This is a genomic window from Modestobacter sp. DSM 44400 (assembly GCF_900107175.1).
Lineage (GTDB): Bacteria > Actinomycetota > Actinomycetes > Mycobacteriales > Geodermatophilaceae > Modestobacter.
Window position 1 is genome coordinate 22,576 of the sequence record NZ_FNOZ01000026.1, and the last position, 18,301, is coordinate 40,876.

Annotated in this window: 20 protein-coding genes and 1 tRNA gene; 11 read left to right on the forward strand and 10 right to left on the reverse strand. The window is 74.0% G+C overall.

The annotated features are described in order from the left end of the window. Nucleotides 1-252 precede the first annotated feature (252 nt). The gene (locus BLW04_RS15880; protein WP_091543213.1) at nt 253-501 is read left to right on the forward strand and encodes a hypothetical protein; all 249 of its coding nucleotides are present in this window, start codon (nt 253-255) and stop codon (nt 499-501) included. A gap of 18 nt (nt 502-519) precedes the next feature. Here the strand turns inward: BLW04_RS15880 and BLW04_RS15885 are convergent. Continuing rightward, nucleotides 520-600 (reverse strand) — tRNA-Leu (locus tag BLW04_RS15885). A gap of 66 nt (nt 601-666) precedes the next feature. Here BLW04_RS15885 and BLW04_RS15890 point away from each other — a divergent pair. From BLW04_RS15890 to BLW04_RS15915, 6 genes are read left to right on the forward strand one after another with little or no spacing between them, the layout of a single operon-like run. Further along, complete coding sequence (locus tag BLW04_RS15890) at nt 667-933, forward strand: DUF3618 domain-containing protein (RefSeq protein ID WP_091543219.1); 267 nt, start codon at nt 667-669, stop codon at nt 931-933. Nucleotides 934-987: 54 nt separating this feature from the next. Then, complete coding sequence (locus BLW04_RS15895; RefSeq protein WP_217631076.1) at nt 988-1,455, forward strand: GNAT family N-acetyltransferase; 468 nt, start codon at nt 988-990, stop codon at nt 1,453-1,455. Nucleotides 1,456-1,477: 22 nt separating this feature from the next. Further along, nucleotides 1,478-1,975, forward strand: a complete 498-nt coding sequence (locus BLW04_RS15900; RefSeq protein WP_091543222.1) for a DUF427 domain-containing protein — start codon at nt 1,478-1,480, stop codon at nt 1,973-1,975. Between the two features lie 30 nt (nt 1,976-2,005). Beyond that, nucleotides 2,006-2,299: a metal-sensitive transcriptional regulator gene (locus tag BLW04_RS15905; RefSeq protein WP_091543224.1), complete on the forward strand. Its 294-nt coding sequence runs from the start codon at nt 2,006-2,008 to the stop codon at nt 2,297-2,299. Nucleotides 2,300-2,323: 24 nt separating this feature from the next. Beyond that, nucleotides 2,324-2,530 (forward strand): heavy-metal-associated domain-containing protein, encoded by a 207-nt coding sequence (locus tag BLW04_RS15910; RefSeq protein ID WP_091543226.1) that lies wholly within the window; start codon nt 2,324-2,326, stop codon nt 2,528-2,530. Continuing rightward, the gene (locus BLW04_RS15915; protein ID WP_175484085.1) at nt 2,527-4,764 is read left to right on the forward strand and encodes a heavy metal translocating P-type ATPase; all 2,238 of its coding nucleotides are present in this window, start codon (nt 2,527-2,529) and stop codon (nt 4,762-4,764) included. The genes BLW04_RS15910 and BLW04_RS15915 overlap by 4 nt, the downstream gene beginning before the upstream one ends. Nucleotides 4,765-4,777: 13 nt before the next feature. Here BLW04_RS15915 and BLW04_RS15920 read toward each other — a convergent pair whose 3' ends face one another. Next, a complete protein-coding gene (locus tag BLW04_RS15920; RefSeq protein ID WP_091543228.1) occupies nt 4,778-5,404 on the reverse strand; it encodes a TetR/AcrR family transcriptional regulator in 627 nt (208 codons plus the stop codon). A gap of 104 nt (nt 5,405-5,508) precedes the next feature. On the opposite strand from BLW04_RS15920, the gene BLW04_RS15925 reads away from it, so the two are divergent. Next, nucleotides 5,509-6,591: an EAL domain-containing protein gene (locus tag BLW04_RS15925; protein ID WP_091543230.1), complete on the forward strand. Its 1,083-nt coding sequence runs from the start codon at nt 5,509-5,511 to the stop codon at nt 6,589-6,591. Nucleotides 6,592-6,748: 157 nt separating this feature from the next. On the opposite strand, the gene BLW04_RS15930 is transcribed toward BLW04_RS15925, so the two are convergent. After that, nucleotides 6,749-7,348: a histidine phosphatase family protein gene (locus BLW04_RS15930; protein ID WP_091543233.1), complete on the reverse strand. Its 600-nt coding sequence runs from the start codon at nt 7,346-7,348 to the stop codon at nt 6,749-6,751. A gap of 256 nt (nt 7,349-7,604) precedes the next feature. Between BLW04_RS15930 and BLW04_RS15935 the strand changes: the two genes are divergently transcribed. From BLW04_RS15935 to BLW04_RS15945, 3 genes are all read left to right on the forward strand, one after another. Beyond that, on the forward strand, nt 7,605-8,459 hold the full coding sequence (locus BLW04_RS15935) for an aldo/keto reductase (RefSeq protein ID WP_091543236.1): 855 nt from the start codon (nt 7,605-7,607) through the stop codon (nt 8,457-8,459). An 84-nt stretch (nt 8,460-8,543) separates the two neighbouring features. After that, a complete protein-coding gene (locus BLW04_RS15940) occupies nt 8,544-9,698 on the forward strand; it encodes an acyl-CoA dehydrogenase family protein (RefSeq protein WP_091543289.1) in 1,155 nt (384 codons plus the stop codon). Next, the gene (locus BLW04_RS15945; protein WP_091543238.1) at nt 9,691-10,362 is read left to right on the forward strand and encodes a PaaI family thioesterase; all 672 of its coding nucleotides are present in this window, start codon (nt 9,691-9,693) and stop codon (nt 10,360-10,362) included. The genes BLW04_RS15940 and BLW04_RS15945 overlap by 8 nt, the downstream gene beginning before the upstream one ends. 1,029 nt (nt 10,363-11,391) lie before the next feature. On the opposite strand, the gene BLW04_RS15950 is transcribed toward BLW04_RS15945, so the two are convergent. The 7 genes from BLW04_RS15950 to paaK all read right to left on the reverse strand — a co-directional run bounded on the left by BLW04_RS15950 (nt 11,392) and on the right by paaK (nt 18,296). Beyond that, nucleotides 11,392-12,468 (reverse strand): NAD-dependent epimerase/dehydratase family protein, encoded by a 1,077-nt coding sequence (locus BLW04_RS15950; RefSeq protein WP_091543240.1) that lies wholly within the window; start codon nt 12,466-12,468, stop codon nt 11,392-11,394. A gap of 43 nt (nt 12,469-12,511) precedes the next feature. Then, on the reverse strand, nt 12,512-13,606 hold the full coding sequence (locus tag BLW04_RS15955; protein ID WP_091543242.1) for a winged helix DNA-binding domain-containing protein: 1,095 nt from the start codon (nt 13,604-13,606) through the stop codon (nt 12,512-12,514). A gap of 16 nt (nt 13,607-13,622) precedes the next feature. After that, entirely contained in the window at nt 13,623-15,116 is a 1,494-nt protein-coding gene (locus tag BLW04_RS15960; protein WP_254781642.1) for a PP2C family protein-serine/threonine phosphatase, read from the reverse strand. A gap of 9 nt (nt 15,117-15,125) precedes the next feature. Next, nucleotides 15,126-15,401 carry a hypothetical protein gene (locus tag BLW04_RS15965; RefSeq protein ID WP_139306863.1) on the reverse strand — a complete coding sequence of 92 codons (276 nt, stop codon included), beginning with the start codon at nt 15,399-15,401 and terminating at the stop codon, nt 15,126-15,128. Nucleotides 15,402-15,476: 75 nt separating this feature from the next. After that, nucleotides 15,477-16,310 carry an alpha/beta fold hydrolase gene (locus BLW04_RS15970; RefSeq protein WP_091543246.1) on the reverse strand — a complete coding sequence of 278 codons (834 nt, stop codon included), beginning with the start codon at nt 16,308-16,310 and terminating at the stop codon, nt 15,477-15,479. 52 nt (nt 16,311-16,362) lie between these two features. After that, nucleotides 16,363-16,965 carry a TetR/AcrR family transcriptional regulator gene (locus tag BLW04_RS15975; RefSeq protein WP_091543248.1) on the reverse strand — a complete coding sequence of 201 codons (603 nt, stop codon included), beginning with the start codon at nt 16,963-16,965 and terminating at the stop codon, nt 16,363-16,365. After that, complete coding sequence (paaK, locus tag BLW04_RS15980; protein WP_091543293.1) at nt 16,962-18,296, reverse strand: phenylacetate--CoA ligase PaaK; 1,335 nt, start codon at nt 18,294-18,296, stop codon at nt 16,962-16,964. The genes BLW04_RS15975 and paaK overlap by 4 nt, the downstream gene beginning before the upstream one ends. Between the last annotated feature and the right edge of the window lie 5 nt (nt 18,297-18,301).

An 18,301-nucleotide genomic window follows, 5' to 3' on the forward strand; every position in this document is an offset into this window, starting at 1 on the left:
AGGCCGGGGTCCAGGGCCGTGAAGGCCACGTCGGGCTCGGCTCCCATGGCGCGTTCCGGGCGGAGTGCGGCAAGCAGGTCGACCTCGTCGTGGGCGACTGGCTACCGGAGGGCGGCGCGGAGGAGACGCCTGCCCGGTGTACAGCCGGGGCACCGGGTCGCCCAGGGCCTGAGCAGACGCCCGACGGGTCGCCACTACGGTCAGCGGCAGACCGGCCGTGCCCAGCGACCGGCGGGTCCGGGAGGAGGGTCGATGGCGAACCTGGAGTCCCTGCGCCGATTCGGCCTGGTCCTGGAGATGGCCGAGGCGGCCGGCGACGGCGACTGGGCGGCCTGGGTCAAGGTGCTCGGTGGCCTGGACGAGGACACCCGGGCCGACGTGGTCCGCCAGTCGTCGCTGGTCATCGCCCTGCTCTGCGAGCGGGAAGCGGAACGCCGGGGGATCACCCGGGACCAGTTCCTGGCCCAGTTCCGTGCCGAGGCCATGGAGCAGCTCAGCTGACCAGGACTGCTCCTGCTGTGCGGGAGGCGGGATTCGAACCCGCACGCCCGAAGGCACCAGATCCTAAGTCTGGCGTGGCTGCCGTTACACCACTCCCGCGCGGTCGCCGAGTCTAGGAGGACGGCCGCCCGGCCGTCTCGGCGCCGATCTGGCAGGCTGTCGCCCGTGCCGCGCAGCCCCGAGCAGATCCAGCAGGAGATCGACGCCGCCCGTGAGTCCCTCGCGGCCACCTTGGACGAGCTGTCCTACCGGGGGAGCCCCAAGCGGCTGACCGCGCAGGGCAAGGCCGCCGCGCTGGCCTTTCTGCAGAGCCCGCCCGGGACCGCCCTGATCGGCGCCGTCGGCCTGACCATGGCCCTGGTGGTCGCGCTCAAGGTCAAGCACAGCCGCGATCGCAAGTCCGTGCGCGCCACCACCACCCGCCGCCGCTAGGAGCACGTCGAGTGGCAGCTCAGCGTGAACATCCGGTTGAGCGTCCACGCTGACGTGTCTCTCGACGCCCCGGCCGTGATCAGGCCGGCCGTGGCGCACGACGCCGACGCGATCACCGAGGTCTTCCTCGCCTCGCGGGCGACGGCCATGCCGTGGCTGCCCGACCTGCACACCGACGCGGAGACCCGCTGGTGGGTGGAGCACGTCGTCCTCGCCGAGTGCACCACCTGGCTGGCCACCGACCCCGATGGCTCGGTCGTCGGCTTCGCCGCCCGGCGCGGCAGCCTCCTCGAGCACCTCTACCTGCGTCCCGACCGGCGCCGGCAGGGGATCGGCGGGCTGCTGTTGGACCAGCTCCGCGCCGAGCGCTCCGACGGCCTGACCTTGCACGTCTTCGCCCGCAACACCGCTGCCCGCGCCTTCTACGAGCGCGCCGGCGCCCGGGTGCTCGCCACCGGCGACGGCAGCGCCAACGAGGAGGGCCTGCCCGACGTCACTTACGGCTGGACGCCGCAGACCTGAGTCGCAGGCGCACACTCGCGGCATGCCCGCCCCGCGCCCCGATCCGGTCGGCCACGGCCAGGAGTCCGTCTGGGACTACCCGCGCCCGCCCTCGGCGGAGGGAACCGGCCGCCGCGTCGAGATCGTCCTCGGCGGCCGCGTCGTCGCCCGCACCGACCGCGCCGTCCGGGTCTGCGAGACCAGCCACCCACCGGTCTACTACGTGCCCTCCGAAGACGTCGTCGCCGGGGTGCTGCAGCGCGGCGAGGGTGCCTCGTGGTGCGAGTGGAAGGGGACGGCGACCTACTGGGACGCCGTCGTCGACGGGGAGCGTCACCGGAGCGTGGGCTGGTCCTACGAGCGGCCGACCGCCGGCTACGAGCACCTGCGCGGTGCCGTCGCCTTCTACCCGAGCCGGGTCGACTCGGCGACGGTCGACGGCGAACCGGTGCGCGCTCAGGCCGGCGATTTCTACGGCGGCTGGATCACTGCTGACGTGGTGGGTCCCTTCAAGGGTGAGCCCGGCTCCCGCGGGTGGTGACTCGTACCCCCTAGGGGTATCGTTCAGGTCATGACGGGCTACGCCGGCAACAAGGACCAGGTGCTCGCGCGCCTCAAGCGGGTCGAGGGCCAGGTGCGCGGCATCGCCCGGATGGTCGAGGACGACACGTACTGCATCGACGTCCTGACCCAGGTCTCGGCGGCGACCAAGGCGCTGCAAGCGGTCGCCCTGGGCCTGCTCGACGACCACCTCGGGCACTGCGTGCGCGACGCCGTCGCCAGCAGCACCGATGACGACGGGGCCGCCGCCGGCGCCAAGATCGCCGAGGCGTCCGCCGCCATCGCGCGGCTCGTCCGTTCCTGACCCCACTCAACGAGGAGTTCCCCCGTGCAGACCCAGACCTACGTCGTCACCGGCATGACCTGCCAGCACTGCGTCACCTCCGTCACCGAGGAGGTCGGCGAACTGGACGGCGTCACCTCGGTCGACGTCGACCTGGACTCCGGTCGCCTGCAGGTGACCGGACAGGACGTGACCGCCGAGCAGGTGCAGGCCGCCGTCGCCGAGGCGGGCTACTCGGCCGACCCGGCATGAGCGCAGAGCCACAGACGTCCGCGGCCGGCGAGTCGACCGCGCTGGACGAGGTGCGGCTCGACATCACCGGCATGACCTGCGCCAGCTGCGCGAACCGGATCGAGCGCAAGCTCAACAAGCTCGACGGCGTACAGGCCAGCGTCAACTACGCCACCGAGGCGGCCACCGTCCGCTTCGACCCGGCGCGAGTCGACACCGACCGGCTGCTGGCCACGGTCTCGGCGACCGGCTACTCCGCCGCGCTCCCCGCTCCGCCGGCCGCCGACGAGCCGGCGAGCGCCGCCGACCCGGACGCGCCGCTGCGGCAGCGGCTCCTGGTCAGCGCCGCGCTGGCGCTGCCGGTGGTCGTGCTGTCCATGGTCCCGGCGCTGCAGTTCGACAACTGGCAGTGGCTGGCCCTCACGCTGGCCAGTCCGGTCGCGGTCTGGGGGGCCTGGCCGTTCCACCGCGCCGCCGTCGTCAACGCCCGGCACGGTGCCAGCACGATGGACACCCTGGTCTCGATCGGCATCACCGCGGCCTACCTCTGGTCGCTGTGGGCGTTGTTCATCGGCGACGCCGGCCTGCCGGGGATGCGGATGTCCTTCTCGCTGCTGGCCGCCCAGGGGTCCGGCTCCGACGAGCTGTACCTCGAGGTCGCCTCCGCGGTGACCGTCTTCCTGCTGGCCGGCCGCTACGCCGAGGCCCGCGCCAGGCGGCGCTCCGGCGCGGCACTGGAGGCGCTGCTCGCCCTGGGCGCCAAGGACGCCACCGTGCTGCGCGACGGCCGCGAGGTGCCGGTACCGATCGACCAGTTGCGCGTCGGTGACCAGTTCGTCGTCCGACCGGGGGAGAAGGTCGCCACCGACGGCGTCGTCGTCAGCGGCCGGTCGGCCGTCGACCTGTCGATGCTCACCGGCGAGAGCGTGCCGGTGGAGGTCGCCGCCGGCGACCGGGTCACCGGCGCCACCGTCAACGTGGGCGGCCGGCTCGTCGTCGCCGCCGACCGGGTCGGCAGCGAGACGACGCTGGCCCAGCTCGGCCGGCTGGTCACCGCCGCACAGAGCGGCAAGGCCCCGGTGCAGCGGCTGGCCGACCGGGTCTCGGCGGTGTTCGTCCCCGCCGTCCTGGCCATCGCCGTCCTCACCCTGGCGGGCTGGCTGCTGACCACCGGCGACGCCACCGCCGCCTTCACCGCGGCCGTCGCCGTCCTGGTCATCGCCTGCCCGTGCGCCCTCGGGCTGGCCACCCCGACCGCGTTGCTGGTCGGCACCGGCCGCGGCGCCCAGCTCGGCGTGCTCATCAAGGGCCCCGAGGTGCTGGAGAGCACCCGCACGGTCGACACCGTCGTGCTCGACAAGACCGGCACGGTCACCACCGCGCAGATGAGCGTGGTGGAGGTCTCCGGCCACCCCGACACGCTGCGCCTGGCCGCGGCCGTCGAGGCCGGGTCCGAACACCCGATCGCCCGGGCCGTGGTGGCCGCCGTCGAGGGCCCGCTGCCCCCGGTCGAGCACTTCGTCAGCCAGGCCGGACAGGGCGTCAGCGGCCGGGTGGACGGGCACGACGTGGTGATCGGCGCCCGCGGCGACCTGCCGGTGTCTGGCGAGCTCGCCGCCGTCGTGCAGGCCGCGGAGGCCGCCGGCCGCACCGCCGTCCAGGTCGCCTGGGACGGCGAGGTGCGCGGTGTCCTGGTCGTCGCCGACACCGTGAAGCCCAGCAGCGCCGGCGCGATCCGGCGGTTGCGCGCCCTCGGCCTGTCCCCGGTGCTGGTGACCGGCGACAACCCCGGGGCGGCCGCGGCGGTCGCCCGCGAGGTCGGGCTCGACCCCGACCGCGGCGAGGTGATCGCCGGTGTGCTGCCGGCCGGCAAGGTGGACGTCGTGGCGCGCCTGCAGGCGCAGGGCCGGGTTGTGGCCATGGTCGGGGACGGCGTGAACGACGCGCCCGCCCTCGCCCAGGCCGACCTCGGACTGGCGATGGGCTCGGGGACCGACGTGGCGATCGAGGCCGGCGACCTGACCCTGGTGCGCGCCGACCTGGACGCTGCCGTCGACGCGATCCGGCTGTCCCGGCGCACCCTGGCGGTCATCAAGGGGAACCTGTTCTGGGCGTTCGCCTACAACGTGGCGCTGGTCCCGCTGGCAGCGCTGGGCTTCCTGAACCCGTTGCTCGCCGGGCTGGCGATGGCGGCGTCCTCGGTGCTGGTGGTCAGCAACAGCCTGCGGCTGCGCCGGTTCCAGCCCGGGCGCTGAGCAGCGCGGGGGTTCAGTGCCCGACGGCGCAGCCGGCCTGCACCAGTGGCAGGACGACGTCGGTGAGCACCTCGTCGGCGTAGGCGTGGTCAACCGGCTGGTCGCTGAACAGCCACCTCTGCAGGATCGGCGCCGAGGCGCTGGAGGCGACGGCGGTGTCGACCACCCCGGGGCGAACCTCGCCACGCTCCTCGGCCTGCGCCCACACGGTGCGGAAGGACGTGCTCCAGTAGCCCATCGGGCCCTGCTGGAAAGCCTCGCGCAGCTCCGGCTCGTGCGGGAACGCCGACAGCAGGGACAGCGTGGCGGCGCCCAGCGGCCCGTTGACCGCGGCGACCATCCAGTGCAGCAGAATCCGCAGGTCCTCCGCCAGCGACCCGGTGTCCGGGGGAACGCCGAGGTCCGCGCCGAGTGAGGACACCGCGTCCGCGACCAGCTGCGACCTGGTGCGCCAGCGGCGGTAGATCGTCGCCTTGCCCACCCCGGCCTCGGCCGTCACGGCGTCCATGGTCAGGCCCGCGTACCCGGAGTCGGCCAGCACCTTCAGGGTCGCCGCGCGGATCGCGGCGTCCCGACTCGGGTCGCGCGGCCGGCCGCCCCGACCGGACGGCGCGGACCCGGCTGGCGGAGGGGGAAGCACGCGGCAGATCGTAGACAGTGATCTTCGTGCGCGTCGGTGCCGACGTGTGCCCAGCTCCCGCGCGCCTGGCCGGGGGGCGGCCGGGCGTCGGTCATCCTGCTGGGATGAGAGGTGCCGTCGACGTCGTCCGCCCCTCCTGGGACACCCCGGAGCGCGCCACCCGGCTGCTGCTGGCCAGCACGCTCGAGCATGTGCTCCCCACCATCGCCCGGGCGGCCAACACGCTGCACCTGGACGTCTACGCCGACCCCGGGCTGCTGGAGGTCGTCGACCCCGAGCCCGACGGCCGGCGACTGTCCCGCCTGCTCCAGCGGCTGGCCCGCGAGCTGACCATCGCCGAGACCGAGGCGGTGCGGGTCGCTGCCGACCCGCCCGACGACGCCGTCGCGCTCGCCACCCGGCTGCTCACCGCCCCCTCGCTGGCCGTCGAGCTCGCCCGCCGGGGCGTGACGGTGGAGGTCGGGGTCCTCGCCGACGCCGAGCTCTGGCCGGTCTACCAGCCGATCGTCTCGCTGGCCGACGGCGCCGTCGTCGCCCACGAGGCCCTGCTCCGCGGCCGGGCCGACGGGCGGGAGATCGGCGGCGGGGACCTGTTCTTCCTGGCCGAGTCGGCCGGCTGGCTGCCCCGGCTGGACCGCATCGCCCGAGAGGCGGCGATCCGCGGCGCGGCCGGCTGGCTGGGCGGCGCGGACCTCTACGTCAACAGCAACCCCGCGGCGGTGTACCGCCCGCAGGTCTGCCTGGCCGGCACCGAGCGCGCCGTGCACGACAGCGGCCTGTCCCCGGAGCAGCTGGTCTTCGAGGTCGTCGAGTCGCACGCCATCACCGACCGCGGGCACCTGCTGTCGGTGCTGGAGCATCATCGGTCGCTGGGCTGGCGGGTCGCGCTGGACGACGTCGGCGCCGGCTGGTCGAGCCTGGCGCTGGTGTCCGCCGTCCGGCCCGACGTGGTGAAGCTGGACAAGGAGCTCGTCGCCCGGCTGACCGACGCCGGCCCCCGGGCGGTCGCCCGCTCGGTGATCAGCCTGGCCCACGGGCTGGGCGCGGTGGTCGTCGCCGAGGGCGTGGAGTCCGAGCGGGTGGCCGACGAGGTGCTGGAGTTGGGCGCCGACCTCGGGCAGGGCTGGTTCTTCGGCCGCCCGGTGCGGCCCGAGCCTGAGGTCGAGCAGGAGCTCACCTTCGCCTGAAGGGCCGCCAGCCGGGAGGATTGTCCCTGAGTCGGCCACGTTGGGTGCTGGAGTGGCCGACGGCGGGACAACGCCGCCTCGGCGAAGGGCTGTACCCGAGCGGCCCATTCCCGCAGCGGAACCGGGCCGCTCGGGTTCGGAGGCAGCGGCTCCTCCGTCACGGGCAGCCGGTGTTCCACCCGGTCAGCGCCGGCCAGTCGTGCTCCCGGCCCAGCAGCCCGTAGCGGCCGGTCGACAGCGGGAACAGCGCGCCGGCCTCAGGGCTCAGCCGCAGCCAGCGGGCGGTGAGAATTCGCAGCACGTGCCCGTGTGCGACCAGCGCCACGTCACCGTCGGCCAGCAGCGGCCGGACCCGCTCCAGCACCCGGTCGGCGCGCTGCGCCACCTGGGCCAGCGTCTCGCCAGGGGTGTCGCCCGGCACGGTGCCGTCGGCCCACAGCGACCACTTCTGGCCGAGGCGCTCAGCGATCTCGGGGGTGGTCAGGCCCTCGTAGCCGCCGTAGTCGACCTCGACCAGGTCCGGCTCGATGGCGGTCTCGACCACGCCGTCGAACAGCCCGGCCAGCTCGGCGGTGCGCCGGGCGCGCTGCAGCGGGCTGACGAAGGCGTGCGTGATCTGCCGCTGCTCGAGCACCGGCCGCAGCCGGCAGGCGTCGTCCTCACCGTCGGGCAGCAGCGGCAGGTCGGTCACCCCGGTGTGCTGCCCGCTCCTGCTCCACTCGGTCTGTCCGTGCCGGACGACCACCAGCTCACCCACGGGTACCCCCTCCTGACGGGACCTCGGCTGGTCCCGCGTCCGGCAGTGTCCGCACCGCCACCGTCCCGAGGATGACCGGCGACGGTGTGGTCAAACCGCCCGGGCGTGGTGCACCGCGCCGGAGCGCGGGACTGGTGGTGGCAACAGTCACATCGAGCGCACCGGGGAAGAGGCCCGCACCGCCGCCCGGTCGTGCGCAACGAGAGCCGGGTGGTCCGCCGTCCGGCCGACGACCGCAGATCCACCAGGAGGACGCATGACCACCGCCACCACCTCGCTCACCTTCGACCTCGGCGGCGACCTGACCGTCCACCGCCTCGGCTACGGCGCCATGCAGCTGCCCGGCCCGGGCGTCTGGGGAGAGCCGGCCGACCGCGCGGGCGCCGTCCGCGTCGTCCAGGCTGCCGTCGAGCAGGGCGTCGACTTCATCGACACCGCCGACTCCTACGGCCCGTTGGTCAGCGAGCAGATCATCGCCGAGGCGCTGCACCCGTACCCGGAGAAGCTGGTCATCGGCACCAAAGCCGGCCTGACCCGGACCGGCCCGGGGGAGTGGGTGCCGGTCGGTCGTCCCGCCTACCTCAAGCAGCAGGTCGAGCTGTCGCTGCGCCACCTGGGCGTCGAGCGGATCGACCTCATCCAGCTGCACCGCATCGACCCCGACGTGCCGCTGGCCGACCAACTGGGCGCTTTCGTCGAGCTCCAGGAGCAGGGCAAGGTGCGCCACATCGGCGTCTCCGAGGTGTCGGTCGAGGAGCTGAAGGCAGCCCAGGCGATCACCCCGATCGCCAGCGTGCAGAACTTGTACAACCTGACCAACCGGCAGTCCCAGGACGTGCTCGAGTACGCCGAGGCCGAGGGCATCGCGTTCATCCCGTGGTTCCCGATCGCCACCGGGAACCTGGCCAAGCCCGACAGCCCGGTCGCCGCCGTGGCCAAGGAGCTGGACGCCACCCCGTCGCAGGTCGCGCTGGCCTGGCTGCTGCAGAAGTCGCCGGTCATCCTGCCGATCCCGGGCACCAAGTCCGTCGAACATCTGACGGAGAACATGGGCGCGGCGCGGCTGACGCTGTCCGCGGACGACATGGCCAAGCTCGACGCCCTGGCCTGATCCATCCGAGGGCAGAAATGGCCATTTCTGCCCCCTCGGACCCCCGGTCGCGAACGCAGCGCCCGGGGGTCCAGCATGTTCGGCATGGACGCCGAGGACTTCCTCCAGGTCAAGGACGCCGTGCGGCAGTTGGTCCGCGAGGTGGTCCTCCCCCGTGAGGAGGAGATCGACCACACCGACCGGATCCCCGACGAGCTGCGCGCCGCCGCCGCCGACATGGGCCTGTTCGGCTACGCGCTGCCCGAGGAACACGGCGGCCTCGGCGTCACGATGAGCGAGGACGTGCAGCTCGCGTTCGAGTTCGGCTACACGACCCCGGCCTTCCGCTCGCTGTTCGGCACCAACAACGGCATCGCCGGGCAGGTGATCGCCAAGTTCGGCAGCGAGGAGCAGAAGAAGACCTACCTCCCGCGGCTGGCCGCCGGTGAGCTGATCGGCTCCTTCGCCCTCACCGAGGCCGAGGCCGGCTCCGACCCGGCCGGGCTGCGCACCACCGGCCGCCGGGACGGCGACGAGTGGGCGATCAACGGCGGCAAGCGCTACATCACCAATGCCCCGATCGCCGACCTGTTCGTCGTCTTCGCCCGCACCGACCCCGCCGAGCGCGGCGGCCGGGGCATCTCCAGCTTCATCGTCGACGCGCGGACGCCGGGGGTCACGGTGGGCCCCAAGGACAAGAAGATGGGCCAGTCCGGCGCCTGGACCGCGGAGGTCTTCTTCGACGACGTCCGAGTGGCCGCCGACGCGCTGATCGGCGAGGAGGGCCGCGGCTACGCCAAGGCGCTCACCGTGCTCTCCCGCGGCCGGCTGCACATCGCCGCGCTGTGCGTCGGGATGGCGCAGCGGGTGCTCGACGAGTCCGTCGCCTACGCCGCCACCGCCCAGCAGGGCGGCGCCCCGATCGGCCGCTTCCAGCTGGTCCAGGCCATGCTCGCGGAGTCCCACGCCGAGCTGCTGGCCGCCCGAAGCATGGTCGTCGACGTCGCGGCCCGCTACGACTCCGGCGAGGACACCTCGGTCGGCCCGTCCTCGGCGAAGCTGTTCTGCAGCGAGATGGTCGCCCGGGCCACCGACCGCGCCGTCCAGGTGCACGGCGGGCTGGGGTACCTGCGGACGACGCCGGTCGAGCGCTTCTACCGCGACGCCCGGCTGTACCGCCTCTACGAGGGCACCAGCGAGGTGCAGAAGGTCATCATCGGCGGCGCGCTGCTCCGCGCGGCCGGCATGCCTCGTGGTTGAGCCGCTGGCCGGTCCGTCGCGCGACCGCCGCCGGGCAGCGGTCGGGGAGCTGGGGACGGCGCTGCGCGAACTGGTCGACGCCGCCGTCCGCACGGAGGTGGACGAGACCGAGCTCGCCGCGGTTCAGGCCGTCGTCCGGGAACAGACCGCCCGGCTGCGGGCGGTGTCCCGCGACGTCACCGCGATCCCCGCCGTCGACGATCCGGAGACCGGGGAACGCTGGTACAGCCCCGTGTACGGGCCGGGCAATCCGCTGGCCCCGCCGCTGGAGGTCACCGCTTCCGCCGACGGCCGGGTCACCGCAAGGGTGACCGTGGGCAAGGCCCACGAGGGTCCGCCGGGGCTGGTGCACGGTGGGGTGATCGCCACCCTGCTCGATCATGTGCTGGCCCGCGCGCCGCGCAGCGCCGGGCACAACGGACTCACCGGGTCCCTCACCGTGCGCTACCGCCGGCCGGTGCCGCTGGTGCTCGAGGCCCACCTGGAGTCCCTCGAGGGGCGGCACGCCACCGCCCGGGCCACGCTGGTCGCGGCGGACGACACCACCACCGTGCTGGCCGAGGGCGAGGCGCTGCTGGTGGCTCTGCGCGCCGAGCGGGCCGCCGAGGTGTTCGCCGCGACCGGTCGCGCCGTGGCTGCCTGGACCGAGCGCGCGACCGACTGAGCAGTTCCCCAGCCACAGGAGGGGCTGCAGCCGCCGGCATCCGAGAGAACTGTAGTTCCGGCGCGCGTGAGCATCGACAGCTACAGATCCGGATCAGTTCACGTGCCCACGCCCACATCGACGTAGCCGTCGGTCGTCCGGGCCTCCAGGGTCCGCGATCATCGCCCGGTAGCGGTCTCGGTCGGCGATGACCTGCGCCCGGCGCGACGACGTGAGGTAGTCCGGCGAGCCCAGGAACATGACGCCGTACGGTCTCGAGAGGCGGCACGGTGATCGCCCCCAGTTCGATCGCCTCGGTGATCCGCGCCCTGGCGTCGGCCGGGGGCAGATCTTCGAACGTGGTGTCGGGGTCGTCGGCTGTGGTGCGCATGAGCTCGACCAACTCAGCGAGAGGCCCGGGCACGACGAAGGCGTCCTTCACGAGGGTGCCCAGGTTGTGGTCCACGTAGACCACGACCGAGAACTGGTGCCCGCCGGGCAGTCGTACGCCCGCCATGAGGTTGTCGCCGTCGCCGAGCACGTGGACCATCTCGACCACGCGGCCGACGGCCTCTGCCCGGCCCAGGTCGACCAGCCAGCCAGCGCGGCAGGACGTGGCCTCGCGTCGCGATCTCCCGCTGCACCCGGCGGCGCAGGACCTCATCCCCGTCGAGCTCCGCGATCACCGCCAGCAGGGCCGAGGTCTCGCTCACCTCCGCCCGGAAGAAGAACTGCACCACCTCGTCTCGCGACGGACCATCAGGCTGCGCGGTGTCGAAGGGGTTGCGCCCGCGCGGGTCCAATGCCGCCATCACCGAACTCACCATCGTGAGCAGGACGGACGGGTCGTCGTGGACGAGGGCGCGCGCGACGTCACGGATCAGGTCCGGCTCTTCCCGTTGTCCGCGCGGGGCCGCTGTGCCCTTGGCCCGCGCCCGACGGGACGGACTCCCGGGCTCCGAACGGTGCGTTCGCTTGGGCACGCGACCGCGGCTGGCGAGCGCAGCGTCAGAGCAGCCCTGCCGAGTGGGCCGGGCCTGCGGGCGGGTGTCAGGCGGGTGGGGGCTTCGGCCCACCGGCGGGCTGCAGCAGCGGGCTGTCGGTGCCCTCACCCCGGCCCAGCGCGGCGACGAATTCGCGCAGCACGTCGTCCCCGCGGTGCGTCGGCGCCCAGTCCAGCTCGGTCCGGGCCCGCGCCCACTCCAGCAGCGGCACCCCCAGCCCGAGGTCCAGCCAGCCGGGCTCGGTCGGCACCAGGTGGGCGCGGAAGGCGGCGTCCAGCGCGGCGCGCAGTACGAACGCCGGGGTGGGCACGCGGAACGTGCCGAGCGCCTTGGCCAGGGCGGCGGCGTCCAGCGCCGGGTCGGTGGCCAGGTTGAACGCCCCGGGGGCGCGGCGGTCGATGATCCGCACCAGCGCCTGGGCCACGTCGTCGGCGTGCACGAAGGCGACCGACAGGTTGCCCGGCAGCGGGAGCGGCAGCAGCTTGGCGACCGGTCCGGGCAGCAGCCTGGCCGCCGCGAACAGGAGGTCGCCGAGGAAGTACCGGCCGATCTCGCTGCCGGCCTCGGGCTGCAGGATCAGCGTCGGTCGGGTCACCGACACGGTCACCTCCGGGTGGGCGGCGGAGAAGTCGCGCACGCGGTGTTCGGCCTCGACCTTGTCCCGGCTGTACTGCGAGCGGGGGATGCCCTCGGTGGGCCAGTCCTCGGTGATCCGGCGGTCGTGCGGCCCGGCGGAGTACGCGCCGAGGGACGACATGTGCAGCACGTGCGGCACCCCGGCCGCGGCGGCGGCGTCGAGCACCCGTTGCGTGCCGCCGACGTTGACCCGGCGCAGCCGCTCGGGCTCCCGGCCCGGCTGCAGCGCCCAGGCCAGGTGGACGACGACGTCCGCGCCGGTCAGGAACTCGGCCAGCACCGGCTCGCTGTCGGGCTCGCCGAGGTCGGCGCAGAACCAGCGGACGCCGGTGTAGGGAACGGTGTCCGGCGGCTGGCGGCGGGCCAGTCCGCGGACCGCCACCCCGCCGTCGGCCAGGGCCCGCAGCAGCGCCGTCCCGACGTTGCCGGTGGCGCCGGTGACGGCGACGGTCAGGCCGGGCAGGAGTCCACGCGTGGGTTCCGACATGTCGGCACCGCTACCCGCCGATCGGAGCGCCCACCCCTCGCGGTCACCCGGGAACGTCGACCGCGGCCAGCTCGGCGCCTCGGACGGCGGCCAGCCGCTGGGCCTGCGCCCCGATCGCCTCCCGCGCCCCGGACAGGTCCCGCCACGGCTCCACCACCACGGTCAGTCGCTTGCCGGCCTTGCGCGGGCGCCAGGTGCCGGCGACCTCGCCGTCGACCAGCACCGCGCCCGGCCGGCCGAGCGCGCGCCACAGGTCCTTGGCCCGTACCGGGTCCACGACCAGCAGCGGGCGGTCCCGCAGCTGGAGGTAGGGGTCGAACGGACCCAGCAGCCGGGTCGTCGCCGCCGGGCCGGCCCCCATCCGGTCGGCGTCCGCGGCCAGCGCCCACCGCCGCTCCCCGGCGACCGTCACCTCCACCACGTCGTCCGGCCAGTGGGCGGTGACGTCCGCGACGGGCGCGTCGAGGTAGCCGGCGACGTGCTTCGGGATGGCCGGCCCGAACAGGCGGAGGTACGCCCGGACGACGTCCAGCCGCTCCGGAACGGCGTCGGCGACGGCGAACCCGGGGATCGGCTGGAGCACCGGCGGCGAGGTGCCGGGCTGCAGCTCCAGGCCCGCGCGCAGCGCGGCGAGCCGGAACGGCATCTCGTGCACGTGGACGGCGTCGCAGGGCCGGCAGTACCGCAGGTAGGGCTCCGGCAGCACGGCGGTCAGCTGCCGCGACATCTCTCCCTTGACCGTGGGCGCGGGAACGATCGACCGCATCGCGGCGGCGACCGCGTCCAGCGCCGCCAGGTTCGGGATGCCCGCGGCCTTCAGCGGCTTGGACGCGTCGTAGATGCGCCTGCCCGCATCGGCGTCGGAGAACGGCGCGGTCGCGGCGGCCATGCCGGGCAGGTCGGCCCGCCGGTAGACGTGCGGTGCCCCGCGCACGGTCCACACCGTGGCCAGGCCCGGCTCGTCCGGGGCGACGTCGACACCGCGGACCGCCAGCGCCCAGCGGGCGGCGTCCGCACCGGTGTCCTGCACGCCGAGGTCGAGCACGGCCGTGTCGGCGAGCGTGCCCGCCGTCCGGTCCAGCTGCTGCGCGCGCACCCGGAACCCGAGCACGTCAGCGCGGGTCAGCTCGATGGCCACGGCGCCACCGTAGGGGTCAGCCGATGCCCGGCGGCAGCACGTTCGGGCCGGCCTCGGGTGGCCGGGGACGGTCCTCGGGATAGGCGCGGACGGCGAGCAGCGCGACGTCGTCGTCCCCGGAGGCGGGCACGAGCCGGGCGAGCAGCAGGTCGCACAGTTCGTCGAGGGGCCGCGTGCCGAGGTCGGTCAGGGCGGCACGCAGCCGCTCCACGCCCTCGTCGAGGTCACCGCTGCGGCGCTCGACCAGTCCGTCGGTGAACAGCAGCAGCGTGCTGCCGTTGGGCAGCTCCGTCTCGTGGCTGCGGCGCGGGGCGTCGGGGTCGACGCCGAGCATCAGGTCCACCGGCGTCTCCAGCACGGCGCTCGTCCCGTCCGCCTGCAGCAGCACCGGCGGCAGATGCCCGGCACTGGTCCAGCGCAGGGTGCGCGTGCCGGTCACCGGGACGTCCGGGCACCGCTCGATCCGGGCCAGCAGAGCGGTGGCCAGGGTCTCGACGGCCAGTCCGCGGGCGGCGTGCTCGACGCGGGTCAGCGTCGCCTCCAGGGACTCGTCGTTGTCGTAGGCCAGGGCCCGCATCAACCCGCGCAGCTGGCCCATCGAGGCCGCCGCGCTGCTGTCGTGCCCGACCACGTCGCCGATGACCAGCATCGTGGCGCCGTCGGGCTGCAGGAACGCATCGTACCAGTCGCCGCCCACCTGGGCGTGGTGGGCGGCCGGCTGGTAACGCACCACGACGTGCAGGTGGTCCGGCTCCGGCGGCGGCGTGAGCAGCGCCTGCTGCAGCCGGTCGGACAGCGCCCGCTGCTCGGCGGCCTGTTGCTCGAGCCGGCGCAGTTCGGCCGTCTGGGCCTCGGCGGCGAGCCGAGCGGTCAGGTCACGGAAGGAGACGACGACGCCGGTGACCTCGCCGTCCTCGACCGTGGGGACGGCGACGAGCTCCACGGGCACCGGGCGGCCGTCGGCGCGCCAGTAGACCTCGTCGTCCGCGACGACGGTGCGGCCGGTCTGCAGGGCCTGCCACACCGGGCATTGCTCCAGCGGGTAGTCGGAGCCGTCGGCGCGGCGTCCGTGGATGAGGCTGTGCTGGTCGCTGCCGAGCTGCTCGTCCCGGGCGTGTCCGGTGATCCGGACCGCGGCCGGGTTGACGAACTCGACGCGGCCGGCGGCGTCCAGCCCGTAGATGCCGTCGGCGGTGTTGTCGAGGACCTTGGCCGAGAGCTCCAGTGCCCGGGACAGCTCCGCCTCCACCGCCCGCAGCGCGGCGACATCCGCGGCCCGAGCGTCGGCTGCCTGCTGGAGAACCTCGGCCTGGGCCGTCGCGGCGGCTGCTTGAGCAGCTGTCCATTGCGCGGCGACCCGGTCGGTGACGTCCATGCCGTTGGGGAACAGGTAGTCCCGTCCGGTCTCCTGGTCGTGCACCAGTTGCAGGGTGAAGTCGACGGTCCGCTCGCTGCCGTCGGCCAGGAAGTAGGACGTCACCGCACGCACCGGCTTCCCTCCGCCGGCCACCTCCGCACATCAGGAACGCATCTGCTCCTGAGCCGCCGTACTGCCTGACCACCAACCGGTCGCCCAGAACGGCCGGCCGATCTGGGCGGCGCGGGAGAAGCCGCAGCCTTCGACGGCCACCCGGTTGGCGTCCAGGAGGGTGCCATCTGTCCCGCAGAGCCCCACGAACAGCAGTTCGGCGTCCTCCAGTGCCCGGAACCACGCCGGCCGACCACCTTCGCCGTGACGTGACGTCGGCACGCCCGCCTGGCCACCGCGCTCCTGCATCCGATCGGACCCCCTCATCGGCGAGGCGTAGAGCCCCACGCTGACCAGCCTGCCATCCCGCGCCGCTGTCGACTCCCGGCTGCCACCGTGGCCTCAGCCGTGCGTGCGGACGTGCGCGGTGAGGAGTTCGCCCACCCGGTCGGCCGCCAGCTCGGGGAGCCAGTGGTTGACGCCCTCCAGCACCTCCAGCCGGTACGGCGCGGCGACGAACTCTGCGGTGGCCTCCGTGGCGGCCCGGCCGAGAAAGGCGTCGCCGTCCCCCCAGACGTGCAGCGTCGGCACCCGAACCGTGCCCACCGGCGTCCGGGCGGCCAGCGGCATGGCGCGGTACCAGTTCAGCGCGGCGGTCAGCGCCCCCGGCTCGCGCAGCCGGGCGACGTAGGAGTCGACGAGGGCCTCGGGCAGCCCGCCCGAGCGCAGCATCCGGCGCAGGACGGCGCCGTGCCCGGCCAGCAGCACGCCCTCGGGGACGGCGGGCAGCTGGAAGAAGGCGATGTAGCTCGACCGCACCGCCTGGTCGCTGTGCAGCATCGCCTGCGCCATCGCGGCCGGGTGCGGCACCGAGAGCGCGGTGAGCGTGCGCACGCGCCAGGGGTGCCAGGCGGAGAGGGCCCAGGCCGCGACGCCGCCCCAGTCGTGCCCGACGACGTGCGCGCTCTCCAGCCCGGCGGCGTCCAGCAGGGCCAGGACGTCGTCCACCACCTCGCGCAAAACGTAGGCCGACCGCCCGGTCGGCCGTGCGCCGGGGGAGTAGCCGCGCTGGTCCGGGGCGAGCGTGCGCAGCTCCGCGGAGTGCAGGGCGGGACTGAGCCGGTCGTAGGCCCGGGCGTCCTGCGGGAACCCGTGCAGCAGGACGACGGGCTCCCCGTCGGCCGGGCCGGAGTCGTGGACGTCGAACACGAGGTCGCCGCGGCGGAAGGTCTGCATGCCCCGACACTGCCCGCTGCGGCCCGCAATTACTGCTGGAGTGGCGGGCCGGTCAGGGACGGGTGGCGCGCAGGCCGGTGAACAGCGTGGTGACGAGGGCGTCGGCGACGGCGTCGGAGGAGAGGTCGCCGTCGGGGCGGTACCACTCGCTGAGCGAGTTCACGGTGCCGAACAGCAGCCGGCTGGTGACCGCGGGATCGACGTCCGGGCGGACGCTGCCCTCCGCGGCCGCCGCGCGCACCAGGTCGGTCACCACCCGGTCGAACTCGCGCCGGCGGCGCAGCGCCTCGGACTCGACCGGGGAGTTGCCACGCACCCGCAGCAGCAGGGTGACGAACGGCAGCTGGGCGATCAGCACCCGCACCGACCCTCGGACGACGTGCTCCAGCCGGTCGATCGCCGGGCCGGTGACCGCGGCCGGTTCGGTGAGGACGGCGAACAGCTCGTCCAGCGCCCGGTCCAGCGCCAGCCGCAGCAGTTCCACCTTGCTGGGCACGTGGTGGTAGATCGCCGACTTCGTGACCCCGAGCCGGGCGGCCAGCTCGTCCATGCTGGTCGCCTCGAAGCCGCGCTCGTTGAACACCGCGACGGCGACGTCCAGCAGCGAGTCCAGCGAGTGCCCCGGCCGGCCGCGCCGGGCAGTTGGTGCGCTCACTCGCGGGCCCGGTGGTCGAACAGCCGCTGCAGCTTGCCCATCGACCGGGCCAGCGTCTCCGGGTCGACGACGTCGACCTCGACGCTGGTGCCGACGGTGTCCTTGACGGCCTTCTGCACCTCGGCGGCGGCCGGGCCGCGTCGCTCGGGCGGGCAGTCCGGCCGGGCCTCGACGTGCACGGTGAGGTGGTCCATCCGGCCGCGGGTGGTCAGCTCCAGGGAGAAGTGCGGCGAGAGCCCGGGGGTGCGGAGCACGACCTCCTCGATCTGGGTGGGGAAGAGGTTCACCCCGCGCAGGATGATCATGTCGTCGGTGCGGCCGGTGATCTTCTCGATCCGGCGCATGCCCGGCCGCGCGGTGCCCGGCAGCAGCCGGGTCAGGTCGCGGGTGCGGTAGCGGATGACCGGCATCGCCTGCTTGGTGAGCGAGGTGAACAGCAGCTCGCCCTGCTCGCCCTCGGCCAGCACGTCGGTGGTCAGCGGGTCGACGACCTCGGGGTAGAAGTGGTCCTCCCAGACGTGCAGTCCGTCCTTGGTCTCGACGCACTCCTGCGCGATCCCGGGGCCCATCACCTCGGACAGGCCGTAGATGTCGACGGCGTCGATGTCCAGGCGCTCCTCCATCTCCTGGCGCATCTGCTCGGTCCACGGCTCGGCGCCGAAGATGCCGACCTGCAGGGTGCTGGAGCGGGGGTCGATGCCCTGCTTCTCGAACTCGTCGATGACCGCGAGCATGTAGCTGGGGGTCACCATGATCACCCGGGGGCCGAAGTCGGTGATCAGCTGCACCTGACGGGGGGTCATCCCGCCGGACACGGGCACGACGGTGCAGCCCAGCGCCTCGGCTCCGTAGTGCGCGCCGAGTCCGCCGGTGAACAGCCCGTAGCCGTAGGCGTTGTGCAGCACGTCGCCGGCGCGGCCACCCGCGGCCCGGATCGAGCGGGCCATGACCGTGGCCCAGGTGGCGATGTCGTCCTCGGTGTAGCCGACGACGGTGGGTCGGCCGGTGGTGCCGGACGACGCGTGCACCCGGCGGACCTGCTCGCGGGGGACGGCGAACATCCCGAACGGGTAGTTCTCCCGCAGGTCGGCCTTCGAGGTGGTCGGGAACCTCGCCAGGTCGGCCAGCTCGTGGCAGTCGTCGGGGTGCACTCCGGCGGCGTCGAACGCCCGCCGGTAGTGCGGCACGTTGGCGTAGGCGTGCCCCAGTGTCTCCTGCAGCCGGAGAAGCTGGAGGGCACGCAGCTCGTCGACGCCCATCCGCTCGGCCGGGTCGAGCAGCGCGGGGTCGGGGGGTGTGCCCAGGCGTCGGGTGGGCCGGGTCGTGGTCATGGTGG

Excerpts from the sequence above, each read along its gene's own strand:
- BLW04_RS15900 (WP_091543222.1), top strand. The coding sequence starts at position 1,478 with ATGCCCGCCCCGCGCCCCGATCCGGTCGGCCACGGCCAGGAGTCCGTC.
- BLW04_RS15950 (WP_091543240.1), bottom strand. The coding sequence starts at position 12,468 with ATGTCGGAACCCACGCGTGGACTCCTGCCCGGCCTGACCGTCGCCGTC.
- BLW04_RS15925 (WP_091543230.1), top strand. The coding sequence starts at position 5,509 with ATGAGAGGTGCCGTCGACGTCGTCCGCCCCTCCTGGGACACCCCGGAG.
- BLW04_RS15915 (WP_175484085.1), top strand. The coding sequence starts at position 2,527 with ATGAGCGCAGAGCCACAGACGTCCGCGGCCGGCGAGTCGACCGCGCTG.
- BLW04_RS15880 (WP_091543213.1), top strand. The coding sequence starts at position 253 with ATGGCGAACCTGGAGTCCCTGCGCCGATTCGGCCTGGTCCTGGAGATG.
- BLW04_RS15965 (WP_139306863.1), bottom strand. The coding sequence starts at position 15,401 with ATGAGGGGGTCCGATCGGATGCAGGAGCGCGGTGGCCAGGCGGGCGTG.
- BLW04_RS15940 (WP_091543289.1), top strand. The coding sequence starts at position 8,544 with ATGGACGCCGAGGACTTCCTCCAGGTCAAGGACGCCGTGCGGCAGTTG.
- BLW04_RS15905 (WP_091543224.1), top strand. The coding sequence starts at position 2,006 with ATGACGGGCTACGCCGGCAACAAGGACCAGGTGCTCGCGCGCCTCAAG.
- BLW04_RS15970 (WP_091543246.1), bottom strand. The coding sequence starts at position 16,310 with ATGCAGACCTTCCGCCGCGGCGACCTCGTGTTCGACGTCCACGACTCC.
- paaK (WP_091543293.1), bottom strand. The coding sequence starts at position 18,296 with ATGACCACGACCCGGCCCACCCGACGCCTGGGCACACCCCCCGACCCC.
- BLW04_RS15935 (WP_091543236.1), top strand. The coding sequence starts at position 7,605 with ATGACCACCGCCACCACCTCGCTCACCTTCGACCTCGGCGGCGACCTG.